Origin of the sequence: Brachybacterium sp. FME24, assembly GCF_014897705.1 — a bacterium.
Lineage (GTDB): Bacteria > Actinomycetota > Actinomycetes > Actinomycetales > Dermabacteraceae > Brachybacterium.
Genome location: NZ_JABUXV010000033.1, coordinates 1 through 18,021 on the forward strand (window position 1 = coordinate 1; position 18,021 = coordinate 18,021).

Here is an 18,021-nt window from a genome sequence, read left to right on the forward strand (position 1 = left end):
CGGCGACCGGCGACCGGCGACCGGCGACCGGCGACCGGCGACCGGCGACCGGCGAGCCGCTGCGGACGGGCGGGGGCCGCGCGGCGCTGTCCCCGTCGCCACCACCGCATTCTGGATGCGGCGGCGGGCATGCAGCGGGTAGGTTCGGCGGCATGGATGTCACGATCGTCGGCGGTGGAGTCTGCGGGCTCGCGCTGGCCCATGAGCTTGCCTCCGACCACCACGTCACCGTGCTCGAATCCTCGCCGGGCCCGCGCGGCGACGGCTACATGATCGACTTCTTCGGCCCTGGATTCTTCGCCGCAGAGCGCATGGGCGTGATCGAGGAGCTGCGCTCACGCGGTCACGCGTTCGAGGGCGTTCGCTACGGCCTTCCCGACGGCACCCAGAGCGGGACCATCGACGTGGCTCCGCTGGTGAAGGCCGCCGGCGGGCGCTACTTCTCGATCCTCCGCCCCGAGGTGGAACTCGGGCTCCTCGCGCAGCTGCCGGCCTCCGTGGACCTCCGCTACGGCGCCCGCGTGGTCGGCGTGCGCGACATCGGCACCGCGTCCGGCGTGCGGGACGCCGGCGCCGCGTCGGGTGTGCGGGACGCCGGCATCGCGTCGGGTGTGCGGGACGCCGATACCGCGGCGGGCGCTGGGCCGAATCGGGACTTGGGCCGGGAAGGAGCTGCGGTCGAGATCGAGGGGGGCGAGGTGCTCGAATCGGATCTCGTGATCGCCTGCGACGGAGTCCGTTCCCCGGTTCGGGAGCATGTCGCCCCCGGCCACGGCGCGATCCTGCCGATGGGATACCGCGCGGCCAGCTATCTCTTCGAGGACCCGCAGTTCGCCGGGGAGCTGGGGGAGCGGATGCTCATGACAGACACTGTCGAGCGCGTCGGCTGGCTGTATGCGGCCGACGCCGCCAGGGTCGGCGTGATGTTCTCCGAGCGGGTCGATCCGGCGATCACGGAACGACCCACCGCAGATCGCGCGCGCCTGCAGACGGAATTCGCCGGCCTGCACCCGCAGATCGACCAGGCGCTCTCGCATGCCCCGGAATCCTTCTACGACGACCTCGTCGCCCAGAGCGTCGCGCCCCGCTGGAGCCGGGGCCGCGTGGTGCTGGCCGGGGACGCCGCCCACGCCCCGTCGCTCCTCGCCGGGCAGGGGACCTCCCTCGCGATCGCCGGCGCCGAGGCCCTGGCCAGGAGCCTGCGCGCTGCGGGGCCGCATATCGACGTGGGTCTCGCCGAGTACGAACGACGGTGGCGGCCGACGGTCGAGAGGACCCAGCGTTCGGGACGTCTGAGCGCCTCCGCGTTCATCCCTGCGACCCCGCTGCAGCTGCGCGTCCAGCAGGTGGCGCGACGGGCCATCGGGCTGCCCGGGGTCAGCAGGCTGGTCTCCAGGCAGTTCATCGCGGCCTGAACGTGGCCGCCGCGGGATGACAGGTCAGAGCCGGACGGCGCCGAGCTTGTCCGGATTGCGCACCATGTCGATGCGGGTCACCAGGGCGGCATCGATCTCGAGCCAGATCACGCAGTCGATGCGCGGGCCCTCGTATCCCACCAGGGCGGGGCGCCCGTTGACCTCGCGCTCCACCCACGCCAGTGCCACCACCTCGGGTTTCACGAGAATTGCTGCCACGAACCGCAGCACCTTGTCGACGCCTCGGATGGGGCGGAACGCAGCCTTCGCGTGTCCCCCCGCGTCGGTGGTCAGGACCACGTCCGGGGAGAGGACGGCGATCATGTCCTTCAGGTCCCCGGTGCCGAACGCGGCGCTGTGGAACGCTTCGGTCACCGCCGCGTGCGTGGCCGTGTCGACCGGGTGGCGCGGGGCATTGTCGCGGACGTGCGCGCGGGCGCGGTGGACGAGCTGACGCACTGAGGGCTCGGAGCGATCGAGGGTCTCGGCGACGTCGGCGTACGAGGTGCCGAAGACCTCCCGCAGCACGAAGGCGGCGCGCTCGAGCGGGGACAGGGACTGCAGGACCACCAGCAGGGCGAGCGACACATCGTCGGCCAGCTCCGCGGCGCGGGCGGGATCGGAACCGACTCCGGTGGACACGGGCTCCGGGAGCCAGGGACCGAGGTACTCCTCGCGACGGCGACCATGGGAGCGCACCGTGTTCAGGGCGGCACGGGTGACGGCCGTGAGCAGATATGCCCGCGGCTCGCGGACACCGGCGAAATCCACGTCCTGCCAGCGCAGCCAGGTCTCCTGGATCGCGTCCTCACTGTCCTGCACCGTGCCGAGCACGCGGTACGCGACGCCGAACATGGCGCCGCGGTTCGTCTCGAACGCTGCGGTGTGCGTGAGGGGTCGGCTCTCATCGTCGCGGTGTACGCCCATGTGCTCCCGTGCTCCTGTGCTCGGTCCGCCTGCGGTCAGGATACGTCGCAGCTGCCTTCGAAGCCCTGACTGGTCAGTCCCAACCCGGCATTGGTGCGGGAGCGGTAGTTCTCCAACGAGACCAGACTCGCCAGCTCGACCACCTGCGCGTCGCTCAGGTCCTCGCGCAGCCGTGCCACCAACTCGTCGGTGACAGTCGACGGAGTCGCGGTCGCGGCGACCGCGTACTCCAGGACGGACCGCTCGAGCGGGGAGTATGCCTCGTTGCTGCGCCAGTCGGAGATGGCCCGCAGCTTCTGCGGGTCCACGCCCTGGTGGTGGTACTCCCAGTAGCCGAAGTCCATGCACCACGAGCAGCCGATCTCGCGTGCGGAGGCCATCACGGCCAGAGCCTGGAGCGTCGGTGAGAGCGTCTTCCACCGCGAGGCGGTGCCCTCCAGTGCGAGCATGGACAGCAGGACGGGGCGGTGGTGGAAGGCTGCCTTCAGGGGATCCAGGACCTTCCCGTAGACCCGGCGGACGGCCCAGCTGGCCGCCCGTTCGAACCGACCGTCACGGTCCAGGGGGACGCGGGCCGTGGGGCGGCGCGGGGGCAGTGGGTGCAGCGGCGCGATGGCGGACATGATGTCTCCTCTGCTCGGTGGACCCCGGAACAGGGCCCGTCAGAAAGAGGACACCATCGGCAGCGATCCTGTGACATCGCTGCGCCTCAGAGGTGCAGGGTGCCCCCATGGGAGCGGAAGGAGCCGGGAGGTTGCCCGTAGTGGCGGCGGAAGGCGGTGATGAACGCCCGGGCTTCGGGGTACCCGCAGGCCCGGGCCACGTGGGCGACGGGATCCTCGGTCTCCAGCAGCAGATGGGCCGCGCGCTCGAGCCGGAGCCGACGCAGCGCCGCCATCAGTGAGGAGCCGGTCTGCTGGGCGAACAGCCGTTCGGCGTGTCGGGTCGACAGGTGGACGACCGCGGCGACGTCCCGCACGGAGATCGTCCGGCCGAGGTTGTCCGAGAGATAGCGTTCCATCGCCGCCACCGTCGAGGTGGTGCGGTCGGTGGAGACGACGTCGATCGCCAGGTCGTCGGCGGAGGCGAAGGCCCGGCCGGTCCTGACGACGAGCGCCGCTCCGAGCGCCGCGAGCACGTTCTGGTGCCCGGAACGGGGTGCGCTGGCCTCGGCGGCCAGGGCGACGACGAGTTCGGGCAGGCCTTCGAGGGACGTGGAGACGTCGGGCCGGTCCGCGCTGACGAGCCCGGTCCACCAGCCGCGTCGGGAGGTCGCTGTGGCGGCGCTCTGCTGGAGGGTGAATCCCCAGAACGCGATGCCCAGGGGCGAGGTGCGGCTGGAGACGATCTCGTGCACGTCACCGGGGCGGGCGATGAACACGTCTCCGGAGCTCACGGGGTGGGTGGCCTCGCCGAGGGTGAATGTGCCCTGACCGGAATAGGCCAGGCACACCTCGAAGTACGAGTGCGTGTGGGCGTAGTTGCGCCAGTACGAGGGTTCGTAGAATCCCCAGCTGAGGAAGTCGACGTCGAACCCGTCGACCTCGCCGGACTCGAGGAGCCCGACGAGGTCGACGAAGGCGGTCGCCTCGGCGACCTGGTTCAGGATCACGCCTGCTGCGCGCGTCCGGTCGGGTCGCTGCCGGCGAGCATGAGGCCCTGGCCCAGGGAGTGGTTGTGCTGGTCGGTCAGGGGCGGATCGGCGGGGTCGCGGAACTGGACCAGCCAGGTCGTGCGCGCCTCGTCGCTGGTGTTGATGCCGGAGCTGTGCACCGTGAAGTAGGTGAAGAAGAGGACGTCCCCGGCTTCGGCCTCCTGCGGCACCATCTGATCGAGCGGGAAGTCGGGCAGGTGGAAGCTGCCCTTGGGATCATGCTCTCGCGGCCCCTCCTTGTGGCTGCCGGGCGCGACGCGCACGCATCCCTTCGCGTCCGGGGCGTCGTCGAAGTGGAAGATCGCGGCGGCGACCCGGTGATGCGTGTGGGGGAAGAACGGGTGATCCTGGTGCGGCGGGAACGGGGACCCGTTCTCGGGCGGCTTGATGAACATCTTGGTGTGATGCAGCTGCACGCCCGGAGTGCGAAGAACGGCCGCGGCGACCGAGGTGAACCGCGGATCGGTGAGCAGTCGCGTGTACGCGGCATCGTAGAACTGGGCGTCGTGGAGGTGCTGGAGACTGGTCTTCTGCCCCATGGCGACGCCCTCAGCGGCATCCCAGGTGGGGTCGTCGCCGCGGCTGAGACGCTCGATCAGTTCGTGGCTGCGAGCGCGGTAGTCAGCCGCTTCCTCCTTGCTGAGCAGGCCTTTGACGAGCACGAAACCTTGCTCCTCGTAGGTGTCGGCCAGGGTGTCGAGGTCGGTGGGGGAGGTGGAGAGGGTTGTCATCGTCGACTCTTCCGTCGGGGTGAGTGGTCATCGGATCCTGCTCGCTCGAGCCTAGGAAACACCCTCGAGGGTGGGCCATGCCAGGGGCGGACGCGCATGTTCGCCAAACGGACAGACGGGTAGGCGGACGGACGGCGAGATGGGCAGGCGGGCGGACGGGCGGACGGGATCAGACGGTGCCCAGGCGCTCCCGGGCGGTGCGCCCACGCGAGGCGAGCGGCGCGGAACCCACCGCCGCGGCCAGGCCGAGGTTCGCGCCGTTGCCGTAGAACGACTCGATGCCCGAGGCCGGGACCGCGTAGGTCTCGTGCCAGATCCCCACCGCGCCGGGGTTCTTGCGGGCCGTCGCATTGAACGCCTTCCATGCGGGCAGGTGCTCGCTCGAGCCCAGTCTGGCGTAGGAGTAGAGGTATTCGATGCTCTTCCAGTACTGCACCACCCACGGCCCCTTCGGTCCGATCAAGGTCTCTGCGCTGAGGAAGCCGAGATCCTCCGATCCCTCCTCCTCGTGGGCGGCCTTGTTGCGATACAGCTCTGCGAGCATCCGGGGCATCGCTGCCGCGACGGGCAGCCAGAGGTCGGCGCGCAGCGGCTTGTGGACGGTCATTCCGATGTGGAAGACGACCAGGCCGTCCACCGGCGAGTGGGTCAGGTTCGGCGGGCGGGTCGGAGGCTTCTTGCGGTGGGTGCGGATCGAAGTCGCCACGATGGGTCCTTCCTTGACTAGAAAGTGGTACTTTCTAAGCGTCGGTCCGCCCGCTTCGGAAGTCAAGAGCTCTCGAGCGTCGGATCGCCCGGGAGAGGAATCGGCTCCCAGCCCCGAATCGAGCATTGCCCCTGGGAAGGAGGCGGGATGAGGATCTCTGTCCTGGCGACACGGACCGAGGTGTCCGTCGGCACGATCAAGTTCTATCTGCGAGAAGGGCTGCTCCCGCCCGGCCGGCAGACCTCCCGCACCACGGCCGAGTACGACGAGTCCCACGTCGAGCGGATCCGCCTGGTGCGGGCTCTGACCGACGCCGGCGGGCTGGGGATCGCCGCCGTGCGTCGCATCATCGCCGTCATCGACGCGCCCGATCCGCAGCGGCTGGATGTGCTGGCCACCGCGCAGGATGCGCTGACCGGGAGGGTCGACCCCGAGCCTGACGACAGCGCCGCGTCCGTCGGCCGTGCGCACTCGTGGGTGGCCGCGCGCGGCTGGCCGACGGGGCCGGGGGACCGGGTCGTCGAGCGCCTCGAGCGGGCCTGGGAGGCCTGTGAGCAGGCCGGGGTCCACGTGGAGGACTCGATGATGGATGACTACGCCGATGCTGTCGAGCAGGTGGCCCGGGTGGACGTCGCCGCCGTGCCTCCGGGGGCCGACGACGCGGTGCGCCGCGTCGTCGTCGGCACGGTCATGCTGGAGCCGGTGCTCTCCGCCCTGCGCCTTCTCGCCCAGCGCGCGATCTCTGTCCAGGGGTGAGAATCCGTGAACGGTTCGGGGGTCAGTCAGTCACCCTGCTCGACGTGCAGGAGATGTCGCCGTGCCCGGCGACTCGCGATGATCAGCAGTATGGCCGGCGCAAGGACGAAGACGAATCCGCTCGGTCCCACGATCCAGAGGCACAGTGCCGCCCACAGGCCAAGAGTCCAGCCGGTGTACGCAGGCGGGGTCTGCCCGCGCCGGCCGAGACGGATGATCAGCAGTGCCAGGAGCGCCCCAGGAACGACGAACCCGCCCGGAAGCCCCCAGAACTGCACCGCAGAATGCAGCGAGTCGGTGCCGGTTCGCAAGGGGCCGGCGAGCCAGGCACCCCAGTACGGGTGGAACGCGAACGCGAGGGTGTGCAGCGCGGCGATCGCGAGCAACAATGCTCCGGCGGTGATCGTGAGTCGGTCCGAGCGCGTCGAGACGCTCCCCGGGATGGTCTGGGTGGTGGATGGCGCACGTTCGGTGGTCATGTCCACGACTCTCTCCGGTATGGCATCAGGTGCATTCCCTCGCGAGGGTGGTTCCTCTCCCCTGCGAGGGTGAACGCCGCAGAAGCACACGCCGCAGTCCTCCGGCTCAGCTGCCCCATGCGCCGCTGCAGGAGAAATGCCCTGGCGTCGTGTCGCCGCTGGTGTCACCGTGAACGGGAGGCCCCGGCCGTTTCGGGGGCGCGACCGAGCACGGGCGGATGACGGAAGGACGACGGATGCGATCAGTTCTGGTGACCGGCGGAACCGGCACCCTCGGGAAAGACGTCGTGCGGCGACTCGCCGACGAGCACCACGAGGTCACGGTGCTCACTCGCCGAGCAGACGGCGAACCGGGGCCCTTTCTCCGCGAGGTCGGTGACCTCACGACCGGAATGGGCCTGTCAGCCGCCGTGGAAGGCGTCGAGGCGATCGTGCATTGCGCCACCGGCACAGGGGATGTGGAAGCGACCCGACGACTCGTCGCTGCGGCTCGACGCTCCGGTCAGAATCCGCACCTGGTCTACGTCTCCATCGTCGGCATCGACCACATCGGCCTGCCGTACTACCGGACCAAGCTCGCAGCCGAGCAGGTCGTGGCCGCGTCGGGGCTGCCGTACACGATTCAGCGTGCCACCCAGTTCCATGACTTGATCGCACGATTCTTCGCGGTGCAACGGTGGTCACCGGTCACGGTGGTGGCCCGGCGATTCCGGTTCCAGCCGATCCACACCCGGGACGTCGCGCGACGCCTCGGCGAACTGGTCGCCGGGGACCCGGTCGGCATGGCCCCGGACATCGGGGGTCCTGACGTGATCGGCATGGATCGGCTGGCCCGGATGCACCACGACGCCCATGGTGGGCGTGGGCGTGGGCGTGTGGTGCGCGTGCCGCTGCCCGGTTCCATCGCGACCGGATTCGCTGCGGGCTGGAACCTGACACCGGCGAACGCCGTGGGCACGATCGGTTTCGAGCAGTTCCTCGCCGAGCACGTCACGCGAGGTGAGGCGTGAGCGCGAGGCCCTTGGTGCGGGCCGGACTGCTGCACTTCGCCGGCGGCGCCTCGAGCGGGCAGCCGGGCGCCAGGCGGTGCTCAGGCTTCGAGCATCCGTGAGCGGGTCAGGAACCTCTTTCCTTCGGGGGATTCGAGGCTGAAGCCGCCGCCGCGACCATCGACCAGATCGATGGTCAGGTGCGTATGGCGCCAATAGGCGAACTGCTCCCGGCTCATCCAGAAATCCAAGGGCGAGGTGGAGCCGTCCGGCAGCGGCACCTCGACGTGGCCCATCCTCACGTCGGCGTCGCCGGTGATGAAGTCGCCGGCCGTGAAGCACATGGGGGAGGAGCCGTCGCAGCAGCCACCGGACTGATGGAACATCAGCGGGCCGTTGCGGTCGATGAGGCGGTGCAGCATCGCGACCGCGTCCTGGGTGAACGCGACCCGTGAGAAGTCCTCGCCCTCGATGGTGGGCTCCGCCTCGAGGGTGTCGTCGGCCGGGGTGGGCTCCGGCAGGTCGGGCGCGGGCGGCTGTCCTGGAACCGGAGCGGGCACTTCGGCGTCGAGCGCCGGAGCCCGGTCCGACAGTCGCGCGTCGTACCGTCCGAGAGACGTCCGCGGCGGCGCGCCGGGCGGCGGCTGGTCCGGTGGCGGCTGCTCGGGCGCCGGCTCGGTCTCCGGCGGCTCGAGAGGGCCGGGATCCGGGGCGGGCGGGCGGCCGGGCTCCGGCGCCGGCGGCCCGGTGGGCGGGGGCCCGGGAGGACCGGTCGGCGGCATGGTGGGCGGCGCCGTGGGCGGCTGCCCCGGCGGCGTCATGGGCGGTTCGCTGGGCGGCGGGATCGTCGCGTCGCGAGCGGTCGGGTGATCGGACATGGTCCTTCCTTCCGCGGTGGGGGCGACGGGCGGGCCGCGATGCTCGCGGACCCGGCCCGTCGGCCGCATCTCTCAAAAGAAGCCGAGCTTCTTCTCCGAGTAGCTGACCAGGAGGTTCTTGGTCTGCTGGTAGTGGTCGAGCATCATCAGGTGGTTCTCGCGGCCGAAGCCCGAGGACTTGTAGCCGCCGAACGCGGCGTGCGCCGGGTAGGAGTGGTAATTGTTCACCCAGACGCGACCGGCCTGGATGGCACGGCCAGCGCGGTAGATGGTGTTCTGCTGCCGGCTCCACACACCTGCGCCGAGCCCGTAGAGGGTGTCGTTGGCCTGGGCGATGGCGTCGTCGTAGTCGGAGAAGCGGGCCAGGGCGAGCACCGGCCCGAAGATCTCCTCCTGGAAGATCCGCATCGAGTTGTTCCCCTCGAACACCGTCGGCGTCACGTAGTAGCCGCCGCTGAGGTCCCCGCCGAGATCGGCGCGCTCACCACCGGTGAGCAGCTTCGCGCCCTCCTGCTTGCCGATGTCGAGATAGGACAGGATCTTCTCGAGCTGATCGTTGCTGGCCTGCGCACCGATCATGGTGTCGGTATCCAGCGGATCGCCCTGCTTGGTCGCTTCCACCCGGGCGATGCCGTCGGCCACGAAGGAGTCGTAGATCGACTCCTGCACGAGCGCGCGGGAGGGGCAGGTGCATACCTCGCCCTGGTTGAGCGAGAACATCGCGAAGCCCTCGAGGGCCTTGTCGTAGTAGTCGTCCTTGGCCGAGGCGACGTCCTCGAAGAACAGGTTCGGGCTCTTGCCGCCCAGCTCCAGGGAGACCGGGATCAGGTTCTGGGAGGCGTACTGCATGATCAGTCGGCCGGTGGTGGTCTCGCCGGTGAAGGCGATCTTCGCGATCCGCTTGTTCGAGGCCAGCGGCTTGCCCGCCTCGGCGCCGAAGCCGTTGACGATGTTGAGCGTGCCCTCGGGCAGGAGGTCACCGATCAGCTCCGCGAGCACCAGGATCGAGGTCGGGGTCTGCTCGGCGGGTTTGAGGACCACGCAGTTGCCGGCCGCGAGGGCGGGGGCGAGCTTCCAGACGGCCATGAGGATCGGGAAGTTCCACGGGATGATCTGCCCGACCACGCCGAGCGGTTCGTGGAAGTGGTAGGCGACGGTGTCGTCGTCGAGCTGCGAGAGGGCGCCCTCCTGGGCCCGGATCGCGCCGGCGAAGTAGCGGAAATGGTCGACGGCCAGCGGCAGGTCCGCGTTCAGGCACTCCCGGATGGGTTTGCCGTTGTCCCAGGTCTCGGCGACCGCGAGGAGTTCGAGGTTCTCCTCGATGCGGTCGGCGATCCTGTTGAGGATGAGGGCGCGTTCGGCGACCGATGTCTTTCCCCAGGCCGGTGCCGCGGCGTGCGCGGCATCGAGGGCCAGCTCGATGTCCTCGGAGGTGGAGCGGGCCACCTCGCAGAAGATCTGACCGGTCACGGGGGTGGGGTTCTCGAAGTACTCCCCCTTGGTGGGAGGGACCCACTGGCCCCCGATGTAGTTCTCGTAGCGGGACTTGAAGGTGACCTTCGCGCCCTCGGTGCCTGGACGTGCGTAGACGCTCATGTGCTCTCCTCAGTGCTCTTCATCGAGACGGGAACGCGGTCGGGTCGGCCGCCGGTCGGGGTGAGCCGCAGGCCGCGTCGTGACGTGGACCACCATCCTAGGCCCTCGCCGGTGGCCGTAGGCTGAGTCGCATGGAACACCGTCATCTCGGCCGCAGCGGCCTCAAGATCAGCGAGATCATCTACGGCAACTGGCTCACCCACGCCTCCCAGGTCGAGGACGAGCGCGCCACCGCGTGCGTACGCGCCGCGCTCGACGCCGGAATCAGCACCTTCGACACCGCGGACACCTACGCGAACACCGCGGCGGAGGTCGTGCTCGGCGAGGCGCTGAAGGGCGAACGGCGCGAATCGCTGGAGATCTTCACCAAGGTCTACTTCCCGACCGGCCCGCAGGGCCACAACGACACCGGCCTGTCCCGCAAGCACATCCGTGAGTCGATCGACGCCTCGCTGCGGCGCCTGCAGACGGACTACGTCGACCTCTACCAGGCGCACCGCTACGACTACGCCACCCCGCTGGAAGAGACGATGCAGGCCTTCGCCGACGTGGTCCGCTCCGGCAAGGCGCTGTACATCGGCGTCTCCGAGTGGAACGCGGATCAGATCCGCGCCGGCCACCAGCTGGCGCGCGATCTCGGAATCCAGCTGGTCTCCAACCAGCCGCAGTACTCGATGCTGTGGCGCGTGATCGAGGAGCGGGTGGTGCCCACCTCCCGCGAGCTGGGCGTCTCCCAGATCGTGTGGTCCCCGATCGCGCAGGGCATCCTCACCGGCAAGTACAAGCCCGGTGCCGAGGCTCCCGAGGGTTCGCGCGCCCGCGACGAGAAGGGCGGCGCCGACATGATCAAGCGCTTCCTGCACGATCCGGTGCTCGAGGCGGTCCAGGGCCTGGAGCCGATCGCCGCCGAGCTCGACCTGACCATGGCGCAGCTCGCGGTGGCCTGGGTGCTCAGCAACGAGAACGTGGCCGGCGCGATCATCGGCGCCTCCCGCCCGGAGCAGGTCACCGAGAACGTCAAGGCAGCGGGCGTCACGCTGGAGGCGGACGTGAAGGCACGCATCGACCAGGTGCTCGGCGAGATCCCCGAGACCGATCCCGCCAAGACCCTCTCGCCGGCGCAGCGCCTGGCCTGAAGGCGGAGTCGCCGGCCCGACAGATGCGGGCCGGCAGATGCGGGCCGACGGGCACCCCTCCTCCCGTGACGGCGACGTCACGAAAGTACTGAGGACGGTCGCCGCAGGCAGCAGCGCCCCCACCCGGAAGTATCCGGAGGGGGGCGCTGCTGTCTGCGGGGCGACGGGTCAGTCGCGGTCGAGCTGCTTCTCGCGCTCCCCGCCGGCCTCGCCCGGGCGGACGCGGTTGTCGGCGCGCAGCTCCCAGAACTCGGCGTTCTCGATCCCGAGCTTCCGCGGGTCGAACTGCGGGTCCAGGCCCTGCTTCTTCTGCTGGCGGTAGTCCTTGAGAGCCTTCAGGGCCGGGCCCTGGAGGAACAGGACGCCGACGATGTTCAGCCAGGCCATGGAGCCCACGCCGATGTCGCCGAGGCCCCAGGCCGCACCGGCGGTGGTCACTGCGCCGTACGCCACGGAGACCAGCACCAGTGCCTGCAGCAAGCGCTGCATCGCCCGCGCCGCCAAGCGGTTCTTCATCTTGCGGGTGAGGTAGTTCAGGTTGGTCTCGGCCATGTAGTAATACGCCACGATCGTCGTGAACACGAAGAACGAGAGGGCGATGGCGATGAACGAGGGGCCTGCGCCCGGGAAGACCGAGTCCAGGCCCGCCTGCACGAAGCCCGGGCCGGGTTCGACGTCGGCGCTCAGGCCGCCACTGCCCTCGTAGATCAGCTCTCCCGGCCAGGACTCGCCCTGGAAGGTGTTGAACATGCCGGTGGAGATGATGATGAACGCGGTAGCGCTGCACACGAACAGGGTGTCGACGTACACCGAGAAGGACTGTGCGAAGCCCTGCTTGGCCGGATGCGAGACCTCGGCGGCAGCAGCGGCGTGAGGGCCGGTGCCCTGACCTGCCTCGTTCGAGTAGATGCCGCGCTGGACACCCCACTTGACCGCGAGGCCGAGGATCGCGCCGAACACCGGCTGGACACCGAAGGCGCTGGCGAAGATGAGGCTGAACACCCGGGGGATCTCGGAGAAGTTCAGGAAGAACACGACCAGCGCGATGAGGACGTAGAGCAGTGCCATGGCGGGGACCACGAAGGCCGCGAAGTGGGCGATGCGCTTGACGCCGCCGATGACGATGAAGCCGAGCCCGATCACGAGGCCGATGGCCGTGACCCACGTCGGGATCTCCCAGGCGTTCTGGATCGCCGAGGCCATGCCGTTGGCCTGCACGCCCGGCAGGAAGAAGCTCATCGCGATGATGGTGACGACCGCGAAGAGGATGCCGTAGACGACGGACAGACCACGGGCTTTGTGCTTGTAGGCCTTCTCGAAGTAGTACGCCGGGCCACCGCGGTACTCACCGGTGTCCGGATCCCTCTCCTTGTAGATCTGACCGAGGGTGCACTCGATGAACGAGGTGGAGGCGCCGAGGAAGGCGGAGGCCCACATCCAGAAGACGGCGCCGGGGCCACCGAAGGCGATCGCCGTGGCGACGCCGCCGATGTTGCCCATGCCGACGCGTCCGGACAGCGACATCATCAACGACTGGAACGAGGAGGTGCCGTCCTTCGACTTCTCGCCCTTCTTGAGCTGGGCCAGCATGTCGGGGAGGTTGCGCACCTGGAGGAGGCCGGTGCGGATGGTGAAGTACAGGCCGGCGAGAAGGCAGAGGGCGATCAGCGGGATCGACCAGATCAGCCCGTTCGCGGCACCGACGAGATCGGCGATGCTCATAGTGGCTCCTGGGGTGGGAATTGTCGGACAGGCGTGTCGGTAAGGACAGGGTGCCGGTGGTCGCGGGCCGCTCAGGTGGCATCCTTGGCAATAGGCGGGGTGTGAGCGCGGTCACCGACAAGTGCTGACGGCACACTAGCGGTTCATCGGTCGGGGACTGCGCATTCGTGAGCCTCGTTACGGTGTCGTGACGTGGTCCCGGGCCTCTCCGCTGCGCCGAGCGGAGCCGCGAGGTGATGTGCATCCGGCGGGTTGGAAACAAGGCCGCCCCACCCCGTACACTTGTCGCGACCCCTCGTGCGGTGTCATCTTGCTGAACTCCCCCAGGGCTTGACGGCAGCAAGGGCAGGTGAGCTCTGGCAGGTGCACGAGGGGTCGCTTCATGCCCTGGAGCGGGGCGACCCGACGGCAGGACGGCGACCTGACGGCCTGAATCCGACGCCGACGCCGACGCCGACCGCGATGGGGAGCGCGGGCCCGGCGCAGTCACGCGCGTCGTTCCTGGGGGTTTTCCCTACCCGGTCAGGCGGACATCCTCCTTCCGGTGGCGGCGGCGGATTCCTACGGTGGAGGTCGACGCGCAGGTGCTCCGGTGCACCGCGCACGGCCCTCAGGAGCACATGATGTCCCGGTCCCCAGCTGCCACCTCCTCGACCTCCCCTGATCTCCCTCGCGTCGGCGCCTTCCTGGCGATCGCGCTCGCGGTGACCTTAGCCCTCTCAGCACCAGTCGCCACCGGGCTCCTGCCCCCGGCGACCGTGGTTCTCCTCGTGCCACTGGCCCAGCTGTCCCCGCTCCTCGCCGCCCTCGTCGTCCGTCGCCGGCAGGAACCCTGGTGGCGCGAGCTCGGGCTGGGCGTGCCGTCGTGGAAGCTGCTCGGCATCGCCACCCTCGGCGCTGTCGCCGCCTTCAGCCTGGTCCCGCTCGCCCGCGTACTGATCGGCCTCGGCGCCGGCGCCGCCCCGATGGCCGACGCGATCCCCGTGCTCGGCCTCGCCGCCGCAGTGCCTGCCGTGTTCGTGATGCAGGCCGCGTTCGCGATCGGGGAGGAGGCCGGGTGGCGGGGCTGGCTGCACAGGGAGCTCGCTCCCCTCGGATTCTGGGTGACCTCGCTGATCATCGGCGTGATGTGGGCACTGTGGCACCTGCCGATCGTGCTCGCCCTCGGCCTGGCTCCGCGGGAGGCGGTCACGTACCTCGGCACCATCGTGGCGGTGGCCCCGCTGCTGTCGGCGCTGCGGGAGATCTCCGGCACCGCCTGGGCCGCGGTGATCGGCCACGGCCTGTTCAACAGCGTCCGCGTGGCCATCGAGCAGAACGTGCTCGATCCAGTGGGCCCGGGGGTCGCCTGGGTGCTGGATCTGAGCTCCTGGGTGCTGTGGATCGCGGTGGCCTGGATGGTGCTGCGCGTCGCGGGCGGGGTCGCTCCTGGGCCCGGGAATGATGGCAGTTCCGGCGCTGGCGCCGACGCGGACGTGGACTCAGGCGCCGACGGAGACACCAACGCGGGTGCCGATGCCGATGCCGATGCCGGCGCCGGCGGAGACGCGGATGCCGAGCATCCCGCGCGGCCCGCCGACGCCGGAGCTGCCCTCCGCCGCGCCCTGCCGGGGGCCCACGATCGTCGTGCGGGGCTATCCGTGCGGGCCGCTGGTGCGTAGCGTGGCGGCACACCACCGCCGAGGCAGGGAGTTTTCGTGAGGATCGAGACCGTTCATCGGGTGCCCTTCCCACAGCCCGATGTCCTGGCCTGGCACGAAAGGCCGGGCGCTCTCGTCAGACTCACCCCGCCGGGCCTCGCCAGCGCCGATGACCCTTCCGCGGGCGGTCTGCACGCCGGCCGGGTCGTCGGTGCCCGCCTCGGTCCGCCCCTGCTGCCGGATCTCCTGCGCCCCCACTGGGTGCTGCGCCATCGGGAGCACGACGAGACCGCCGGGCGCTTCGTCGACCAGCAGGTCCACGGCCCATGGCGCGACTGGCGCCACGAGCACTCCTTCGCCGCGGACGGGCACGGCACTCTCGTCCACGACACCATCGACCTCGAGCTGCCGCGCCGGCTCCAGCGGTTCGAACCCCTCGTCGAGACCCAGGTGCGGCGCCTGCTCGCCTTCCGCGACCGGCAGCTGCACGACGACCTCACCTTCCACGCCCGCTTCGCCGACACCCCGCGCCGCACCATCGCGATCACCGGATCGTCCGGTCTGATCGGCACGCAGCTCGCCGCGCTGCTGGAGACCGGCGGGCATATCGTGCGTCGCATGGTCCGCGAGGAGAGCGTCGGCCCCGGGGAGATCTCCTGGGATCCGAAGGCGGGCCGCCTGGATCCGGCTGACCTCGAGGGCGTCGACGTCGTCATCAACCTCGCCGGCCGCTCCCTCGCCACCCGCTGGACGCCGGTCGTGCGCCGCGACATCCGTTCTTCCCGACTCAGCGGCACGGCGCTGATCGCGCGCACCCTCGCCGGTATGGACAACGGCCCCTCGGCCCTCGTGCAGGCCAGCGCCATCGGCTACTACGGTCCTCGTCGGTCCGGTGAGCTGCTCACCGAGGCGGACCCAGGCGGCGAGGGCTTCCTCGCGGATGTGGTGCGCGGCTGGGAGCACGCCGCCGACGCCGCGGTCGACGCCGGGATCCGCACCGCGTTCGTCCGCACCGGGCTGGTGCTGTCCGACGGGGGAGGGCCGCTCCTGCCCCAGCTGCCGATGTTCCTCGCCGGCGTCGGCGGCCGCCTCACCCGGGCAGGCGCCATGACCTCCTGGATCACGCTGGACGACGTGGTGCGCGTCTTCGCCCACGCCGCGCTCAGCACCGACGTGCACGGCCCGCTCAACGGCGTCGGCCCGGAACCCGTGACCGCTCGCGACTTCGCCCGCACCCTGGGCGCGGTGCTGCGCCGCCCCTCTCTGGTGCCGGTGCCCGCGTTCGGGCCGAGACTCGTGCTCGGCGCCGACGGGGCGGACGAGCTGGTCCAGACCGATCAGAACGTCTCCGACGCCCGCCTCGAGGCGAGCGGTTTCGAGGCCGCGCACCCCACGCTCGAGCACGCTCTGCGTCACGTGCTGCGGCGCTGACGCTCCGGAGGGACCGGCCGACGCACAGGATTCGTCACGATGACCTGTGCCGGACCTTCCCGACGGTGCCTCGCCGCGGGTGGTCTCAGAGGTGCTCGGCGGGATGCTCCGCGAGGCTCCGGGCCTCCTCGAGGAGGGGCGCCTCCTCGACAGGTGCGGCCGTCGCATCGCGGCATCCCAGGGCGTTGACCAGAGCCGCGAGGACCACCAGGCCGGCGGCGCCGACGGGCATCCACATGGCTGCCTGCGAACCGGCGCCCTCGGCGACCGCACCGGTCAGGGCCGAGGCGGCGGACTGGCCGACGATCGTGGCCGAGCCCAGCATGGTCATCACGGTCGCCGAGCGTCCTCGCGGGCTGCGCTCCGCGGCCAGGCTGTACAGCGTCACGATCGTCGGCCCGATCCCGATGCCGGCGATCGCCATCGCCGCGATGATCCCGGGCAGCCCGCCCGCGAGACCGAAGGCGAGCATCGCCGCCAGCATCAGCGCGGAGAACACCAGCCAGCGCGCAGGCAGGCGGAACCCCTCGGGGAACAGGGTGATGCTCAGGGCGAGGATCGTCGAGCCGATGCCCATCACCCCGTAGACGAGCCCCGCGGAGTCGCCGTGACCGGTGTCGGCGAGGAAGGCGGTCAGCGAGGTGAGGACCGTCCCGAAGAAGAGGCCGACGCCGAGGGCTCCGGCGACGACCACCAGCACTCCCAGCGTGCGCAGCTCCCGGGCCGGCGCCTGGGCCACGGCCTCCTCAGCGGTGGGGGCGGAGACCGTGGCGGTGGGGTGCAGGGCGAAGGCGGTGACGAACAGGAGCGTCAGCACCGCAGCGCCGATCATGGGGGCCGCCGGGCTCAGCGTGGTCGCGAGCAGGCCCACCACGACGGGCCCGAATACGAAGGCGGTCTCGTCGGCCGCGGATTCGTAGCCCATGGTCGCGTTCAGACTGCGGGCCCGACGGGTCGAGGGCAGCCGGGTCAGGATCAGCTGCACCAGGCGGCTGCGGGAGAACGGGCCGATCTGCGGGGACGAGGCGCCGATGAGGAAGCCGGCCGCGAGCACGGCGGCATCGGGCAGAGAGCTGAAGGCGATCGCCGCCATCGCCAGCAGCGCCAGGGAGTTCACGATCCCGGAGACGAGGATGACGCTGCGCTGGCCGATCCTGTCGGCGGCGGCGCCGAGCAGGGGGCCGACGAGTGCCGCCCCCAGCCCGACGACCGCCGAGTTCAGCCCGCCGAGCGCGATCGAGTCGCGGGCGGAGACGACGAGGGTGAGGGTGCCGACCACCATCATCGCGAAGGGGAACCGGGCGACGAAGGCGATCGGGAAGTACGCGGTACCGGCGACGCTGCGCAGGGTGGTGGGCGCCTGCTGCGGGGCGGTGGCTGGTGTCTGCGGCGTGGACATCGAAACTCCGGACGGTGGGTGCCGCCTTGGACGATCCGCTGAGGGACCCGAGGTAGATGCACATGCGGGGGCCCGGGCGACCGGGCCGATCTGACAGGACCACTCTAGGGACAGGCGGCGGGACCGGCCAGGGCTCGTGGGCCCGTGGTGCGCGGATTCACCACCCCGCGCCCCAGCCGCGCCCGTAGCAGCCCCGCGCCTGCGCCTGCGCCGTGCCCGCGCCGCGTACCGGTCCGGCGGCCCGGTGGTACGAAAATGTCCCCGCAGGACCGGTGTTGCTGGGTGGATCGATCGTGCGGGGACATTTTCGCCCGAGGGGTGCGGAGTCGCCGGGCCCGCGCCCTGCCCGGGGTGGTTCGGGGCCGCACCCGAGGCCCCGCGCCCGCCCCGCGGCCCTGGCCGCCCCGTGCCCGAGGCCCGGTGGTACGCAAATGTCCCCGCAGGACCGATGTTGCTGGGTGGATCGGTCCTGCGGGGACATTTTCGTGCCTGGTGCCTGGTGCCTGGTGAAGCGCCCTGGGTTTCGTTCCGTGGTTAGACGGTCGCGGGCGCGGTCGTCGTG

Annotated in this window: 16 protein-coding genes and 1 other RNA gene; 7 read left to right on the forward strand and 10 right to left on the reverse strand. The window is 70.5% G+C overall.

Going from position 1 to position 18,021, the window contains the following annotated elements; all coding sequences use genetic code 11:
• Positions 1 to 152: 152 nt before the first annotated feature.
• On the forward strand, positions 153 to 1,415 hold the full coding sequence (locus INT51_RS21405; protein WP_193107431.1) for an FAD-dependent monooxygenase: 1,263 nt from the start codon (positions 153 to 155) through the stop codon (positions 1,413 to 1,415).
• A 24-nt stretch (positions 1,416 to 1,439) separates the two neighbouring features.
• Here INT51_RS21405 and sigJ read toward each other — a convergent pair whose 3' ends face one another.
• The 5 genes from sigJ to INT51_RS21430 all read right to left on the reverse strand — a co-directional run bounded on the left by sigJ (position 1,440) and on the right by INT51_RS21430 (position 5,433).
• Entirely contained in the window at positions 1,440 to 2,342 is a 903-nt protein-coding gene (gene sigJ / locus INT51_RS21410) for an RNA polymerase sigma factor SigJ (protein ID WP_193107432.1), read from the reverse strand.
• A 35-nt stretch (positions 2,343 to 2,377) separates the two neighbouring features.
• Positions 2,378 to 2,965 (reverse strand): carboxymuconolactone decarboxylase family protein, encoded by a 588-nt coding sequence (locus INT51_RS21415; RefSeq protein ID WP_193107433.1) that lies wholly within the window; start codon positions 2,963 to 2,965, stop codon positions 2,378 to 2,380.
• An 86-nt stretch (positions 2,966 to 3,051) separates the two neighbouring features.
• Positions 3,052 to 3,954 (reverse strand): AraC family transcriptional regulator, encoded by a 903-nt coding sequence (locus tag INT51_RS21420; protein ID WP_193107434.1) that lies wholly within the window; start codon positions 3,952 to 3,954, stop codon positions 3,052 to 3,054.
• Entirely contained in the window at positions 3,951 to 4,727 is a 777-nt protein-coding gene (locus INT51_RS21425) for a phytanoyl-CoA dioxygenase family protein (RefSeq protein ID WP_193107435.1), read from the reverse strand. The genes INT51_RS21420 and INT51_RS21425 overlap by 4 nt, the downstream gene beginning before the upstream one ends.
• A 169-nt stretch (positions 4,728 to 4,896) precedes the next feature.
• Entirely contained in the window at positions 4,897 to 5,433 is a 537-nt protein-coding gene (locus INT51_RS21430; RefSeq protein ID WP_304502283.1) for a DUF4188 domain-containing protein, read from the reverse strand.
• Positions 5,434 to 5,580: 147 nt separating this feature from the next.
• Between INT51_RS21430 and INT51_RS21435 the strand changes: the two genes are divergently transcribed.
• Positions 5,581 to 6,189, forward strand: coding sequence for a MerR family transcriptional regulator (locus INT51_RS21435; RefSeq protein ID WP_193107437.1), 609 nt, complete (start codon positions 5,581 to 5,583; stop codon positions 6,187 to 6,189).
• Between the two features lie 26 nt (positions 6,190 to 6,215).
• Here INT51_RS21435 and INT51_RS21440 read toward each other — a convergent pair whose 3' ends face one another.
• Positions 6,216 to 6,668 carry a DUF6463 family protein gene (locus tag INT51_RS21440; RefSeq protein WP_226986039.1) on the reverse strand — a complete coding sequence of 151 codons (453 nt, stop codon included), beginning with the start codon at positions 6,666 to 6,668 and terminating at the stop codon, positions 6,216 to 6,218.
• Positions 6,669 to 6,904: 236 nt separating this feature from the next.
• On the opposite strand from INT51_RS21440, the gene INT51_RS21445 reads away from it, so the two are divergent.
• Positions 6,905 to 7,678, forward strand: a complete 774-nt coding sequence (locus INT51_RS21445; RefSeq protein ID WP_193107438.1) for an SDR family oxidoreductase — start codon at positions 6,905 to 6,907, stop codon at positions 7,676 to 7,678.
• An 80-nt stretch (positions 7,679 to 7,758) separates the two neighbouring features.
• Here the strand turns inward: INT51_RS21445 and INT51_RS21450 are convergent, their stop codons facing one another.
• Both INT51_RS21450 and adh read right to left on the reverse strand, forming a co-directional pair.
• Entirely contained in the window at positions 7,759 to 8,178 is a 420-nt protein-coding gene (locus INT51_RS21450; protein WP_226986043.1) for a DUF779 domain-containing protein, read from the reverse strand.
• Between the two features lie 429 nt (positions 8,179 to 8,607).
• Positions 8,608 to 10,131 (reverse strand): aldehyde dehydrogenase, encoded by a 1,524-nt coding sequence (gene adh, locus INT51_RS21455; RefSeq protein WP_193107439.1) that lies wholly within the window; start codon positions 10,129 to 10,131, stop codon positions 8,608 to 8,610.
• A gap of 131 nt (positions 10,132 to 10,262) precedes the next feature.
• Between adh and INT51_RS21460 the strand changes: the two genes are divergently transcribed.
• A complete protein-coding gene (locus tag INT51_RS21460) occupies positions 10,263 to 11,267 on the forward strand; it encodes an aldo/keto reductase family protein (protein WP_193107440.1) in 1,005 nt (334 codons plus the stop codon).
• A gap of 168 nt (positions 11,268 to 11,435) precedes the next feature.
• Here the strand turns inward: INT51_RS21460 and INT51_RS21465 are convergent, their stop codons facing one another.
• Positions 11,436 to 12,989 (reverse strand): sodium:alanine symporter family protein, encoded by a 1,554-nt coding sequence (locus INT51_RS21465; protein ID WP_193107441.1) that lies wholly within the window; start codon positions 12,987 to 12,989, stop codon positions 11,436 to 11,438.
• A gap of 286 nt (positions 12,990 to 13,275) precedes the next feature.
• On the opposite strand from INT51_RS21465, the gene ffs reads away from it, so the two are divergent.
• From ffs to INT51_RS21480, 3 genes are all read left to right on the forward strand, one after another.
• Positions 13,276 to 13,372, forward strand: an RNA gene (ffs, locus tag INT51_RS21470) — signal recognition particle sRNA small type.
• 240 nt (positions 13,373 to 13,612) lie between these two features.
• Positions 13,613 to 14,650, forward strand: a complete 1,038-nt coding sequence (locus INT51_RS21475; RefSeq protein ID WP_226986040.1) for a type II CAAX endopeptidase family protein — start codon at positions 13,613 to 13,615, stop codon at positions 14,648 to 14,650.
• A gap of 36 nt (positions 14,651 to 14,686) precedes the next feature.
• On the forward strand, positions 14,687 to 16,060 hold the full coding sequence (locus tag INT51_RS21480) for a TIGR01777 family oxidoreductase (RefSeq protein WP_193107442.1): 1,374 nt from the start codon (positions 14,687 to 14,689) through the stop codon (positions 16,058 to 16,060).
• A gap of 85 nt (positions 16,061 to 16,145) precedes the next feature.
• On the opposite strand, the gene INT51_RS21485 is transcribed toward INT51_RS21480, so the two are convergent.
• Entirely contained in the window at positions 16,146 to 17,459 is a 1,314-nt protein-coding gene (locus tag INT51_RS21485; RefSeq protein WP_193107443.1) for an MFS transporter, read from the reverse strand.
• Positions 17,460 to 18,021: the final 562 nt, after the last annotated feature.

Coding starts and splice junctions, on each gene's coding strand:
- INT51_RS21405 (WP_193107431.1), top strand. CDS start 153: ATGGATGTCACGATCGTCGGCGGTGGAGTCTGCGGGCTCGCGCTGGCC.
- sigJ (WP_193107432.1), bottom strand. CDS start 2,342: ATGGGCGTACACCGCGACGATGAGAGCCGACCCCTCACGCACACCGCA.
- INT51_RS21415 (WP_193107433.1), bottom strand. CDS start 2,965: ATGTCCGCCATCGCGCCGCTGCACCCACTGCCCCCGCGCCGCCCCACG.
- INT51_RS21425 (WP_193107435.1), bottom strand. CDS start 4,727: ATGACAACCCTCTCCACCTCCCCCACCGACCTCGACACCCTGGCCGAC.
- INT51_RS21435 (WP_193107437.1), top strand. CDS start 5,581: ATGAGGATCTCTGTCCTGGCGACACGGACCGAGGTGTCCGTCGGCACG.
- INT51_RS21440 (WP_226986039.1), bottom strand. CDS start 6,668: ATGACCACCGAACGTGCGCCATCCACCACCCAGACCATCCCGGGGAGC.
- INT51_RS21445 (WP_193107438.1), top strand. CDS start 6,905: ATGCGATCAGTTCTGGTGACCGGCGGAACCGGCACCCTCGGGAAAGAC.
- adh (WP_193107439.1), bottom strand. CDS start 10,131: ATGAGCGTCTACGCACGTCCAGGCACCGAGGGCGCGAAGGTCACCTTC.
- INT51_RS21460 (WP_193107440.1), top strand. CDS start 10,263: ATGGAACACCGTCATCTCGGCCGCAGCGGCCTCAAGATCAGCGAGATC.
- INT51_RS21465 (WP_193107441.1), bottom strand. CDS start 12,989: ATGAGCATCGCCGATCTCGTCGGTGCCGCGAACGGGCTGATCTGGTCG.
- INT51_RS21475 (WP_226986040.1), top strand. CDS start 13,613: ATGTCCCGGTCCCCAGCTGCCACCTCCTCGACCTCCCCTGATCTCCCT.
- INT51_RS21485 (WP_193107443.1), bottom strand. CDS start 17,459: ATGTCCACGCCGCAGACACCAGCCACCGCCCCGCAGCAGGCGCCCACC.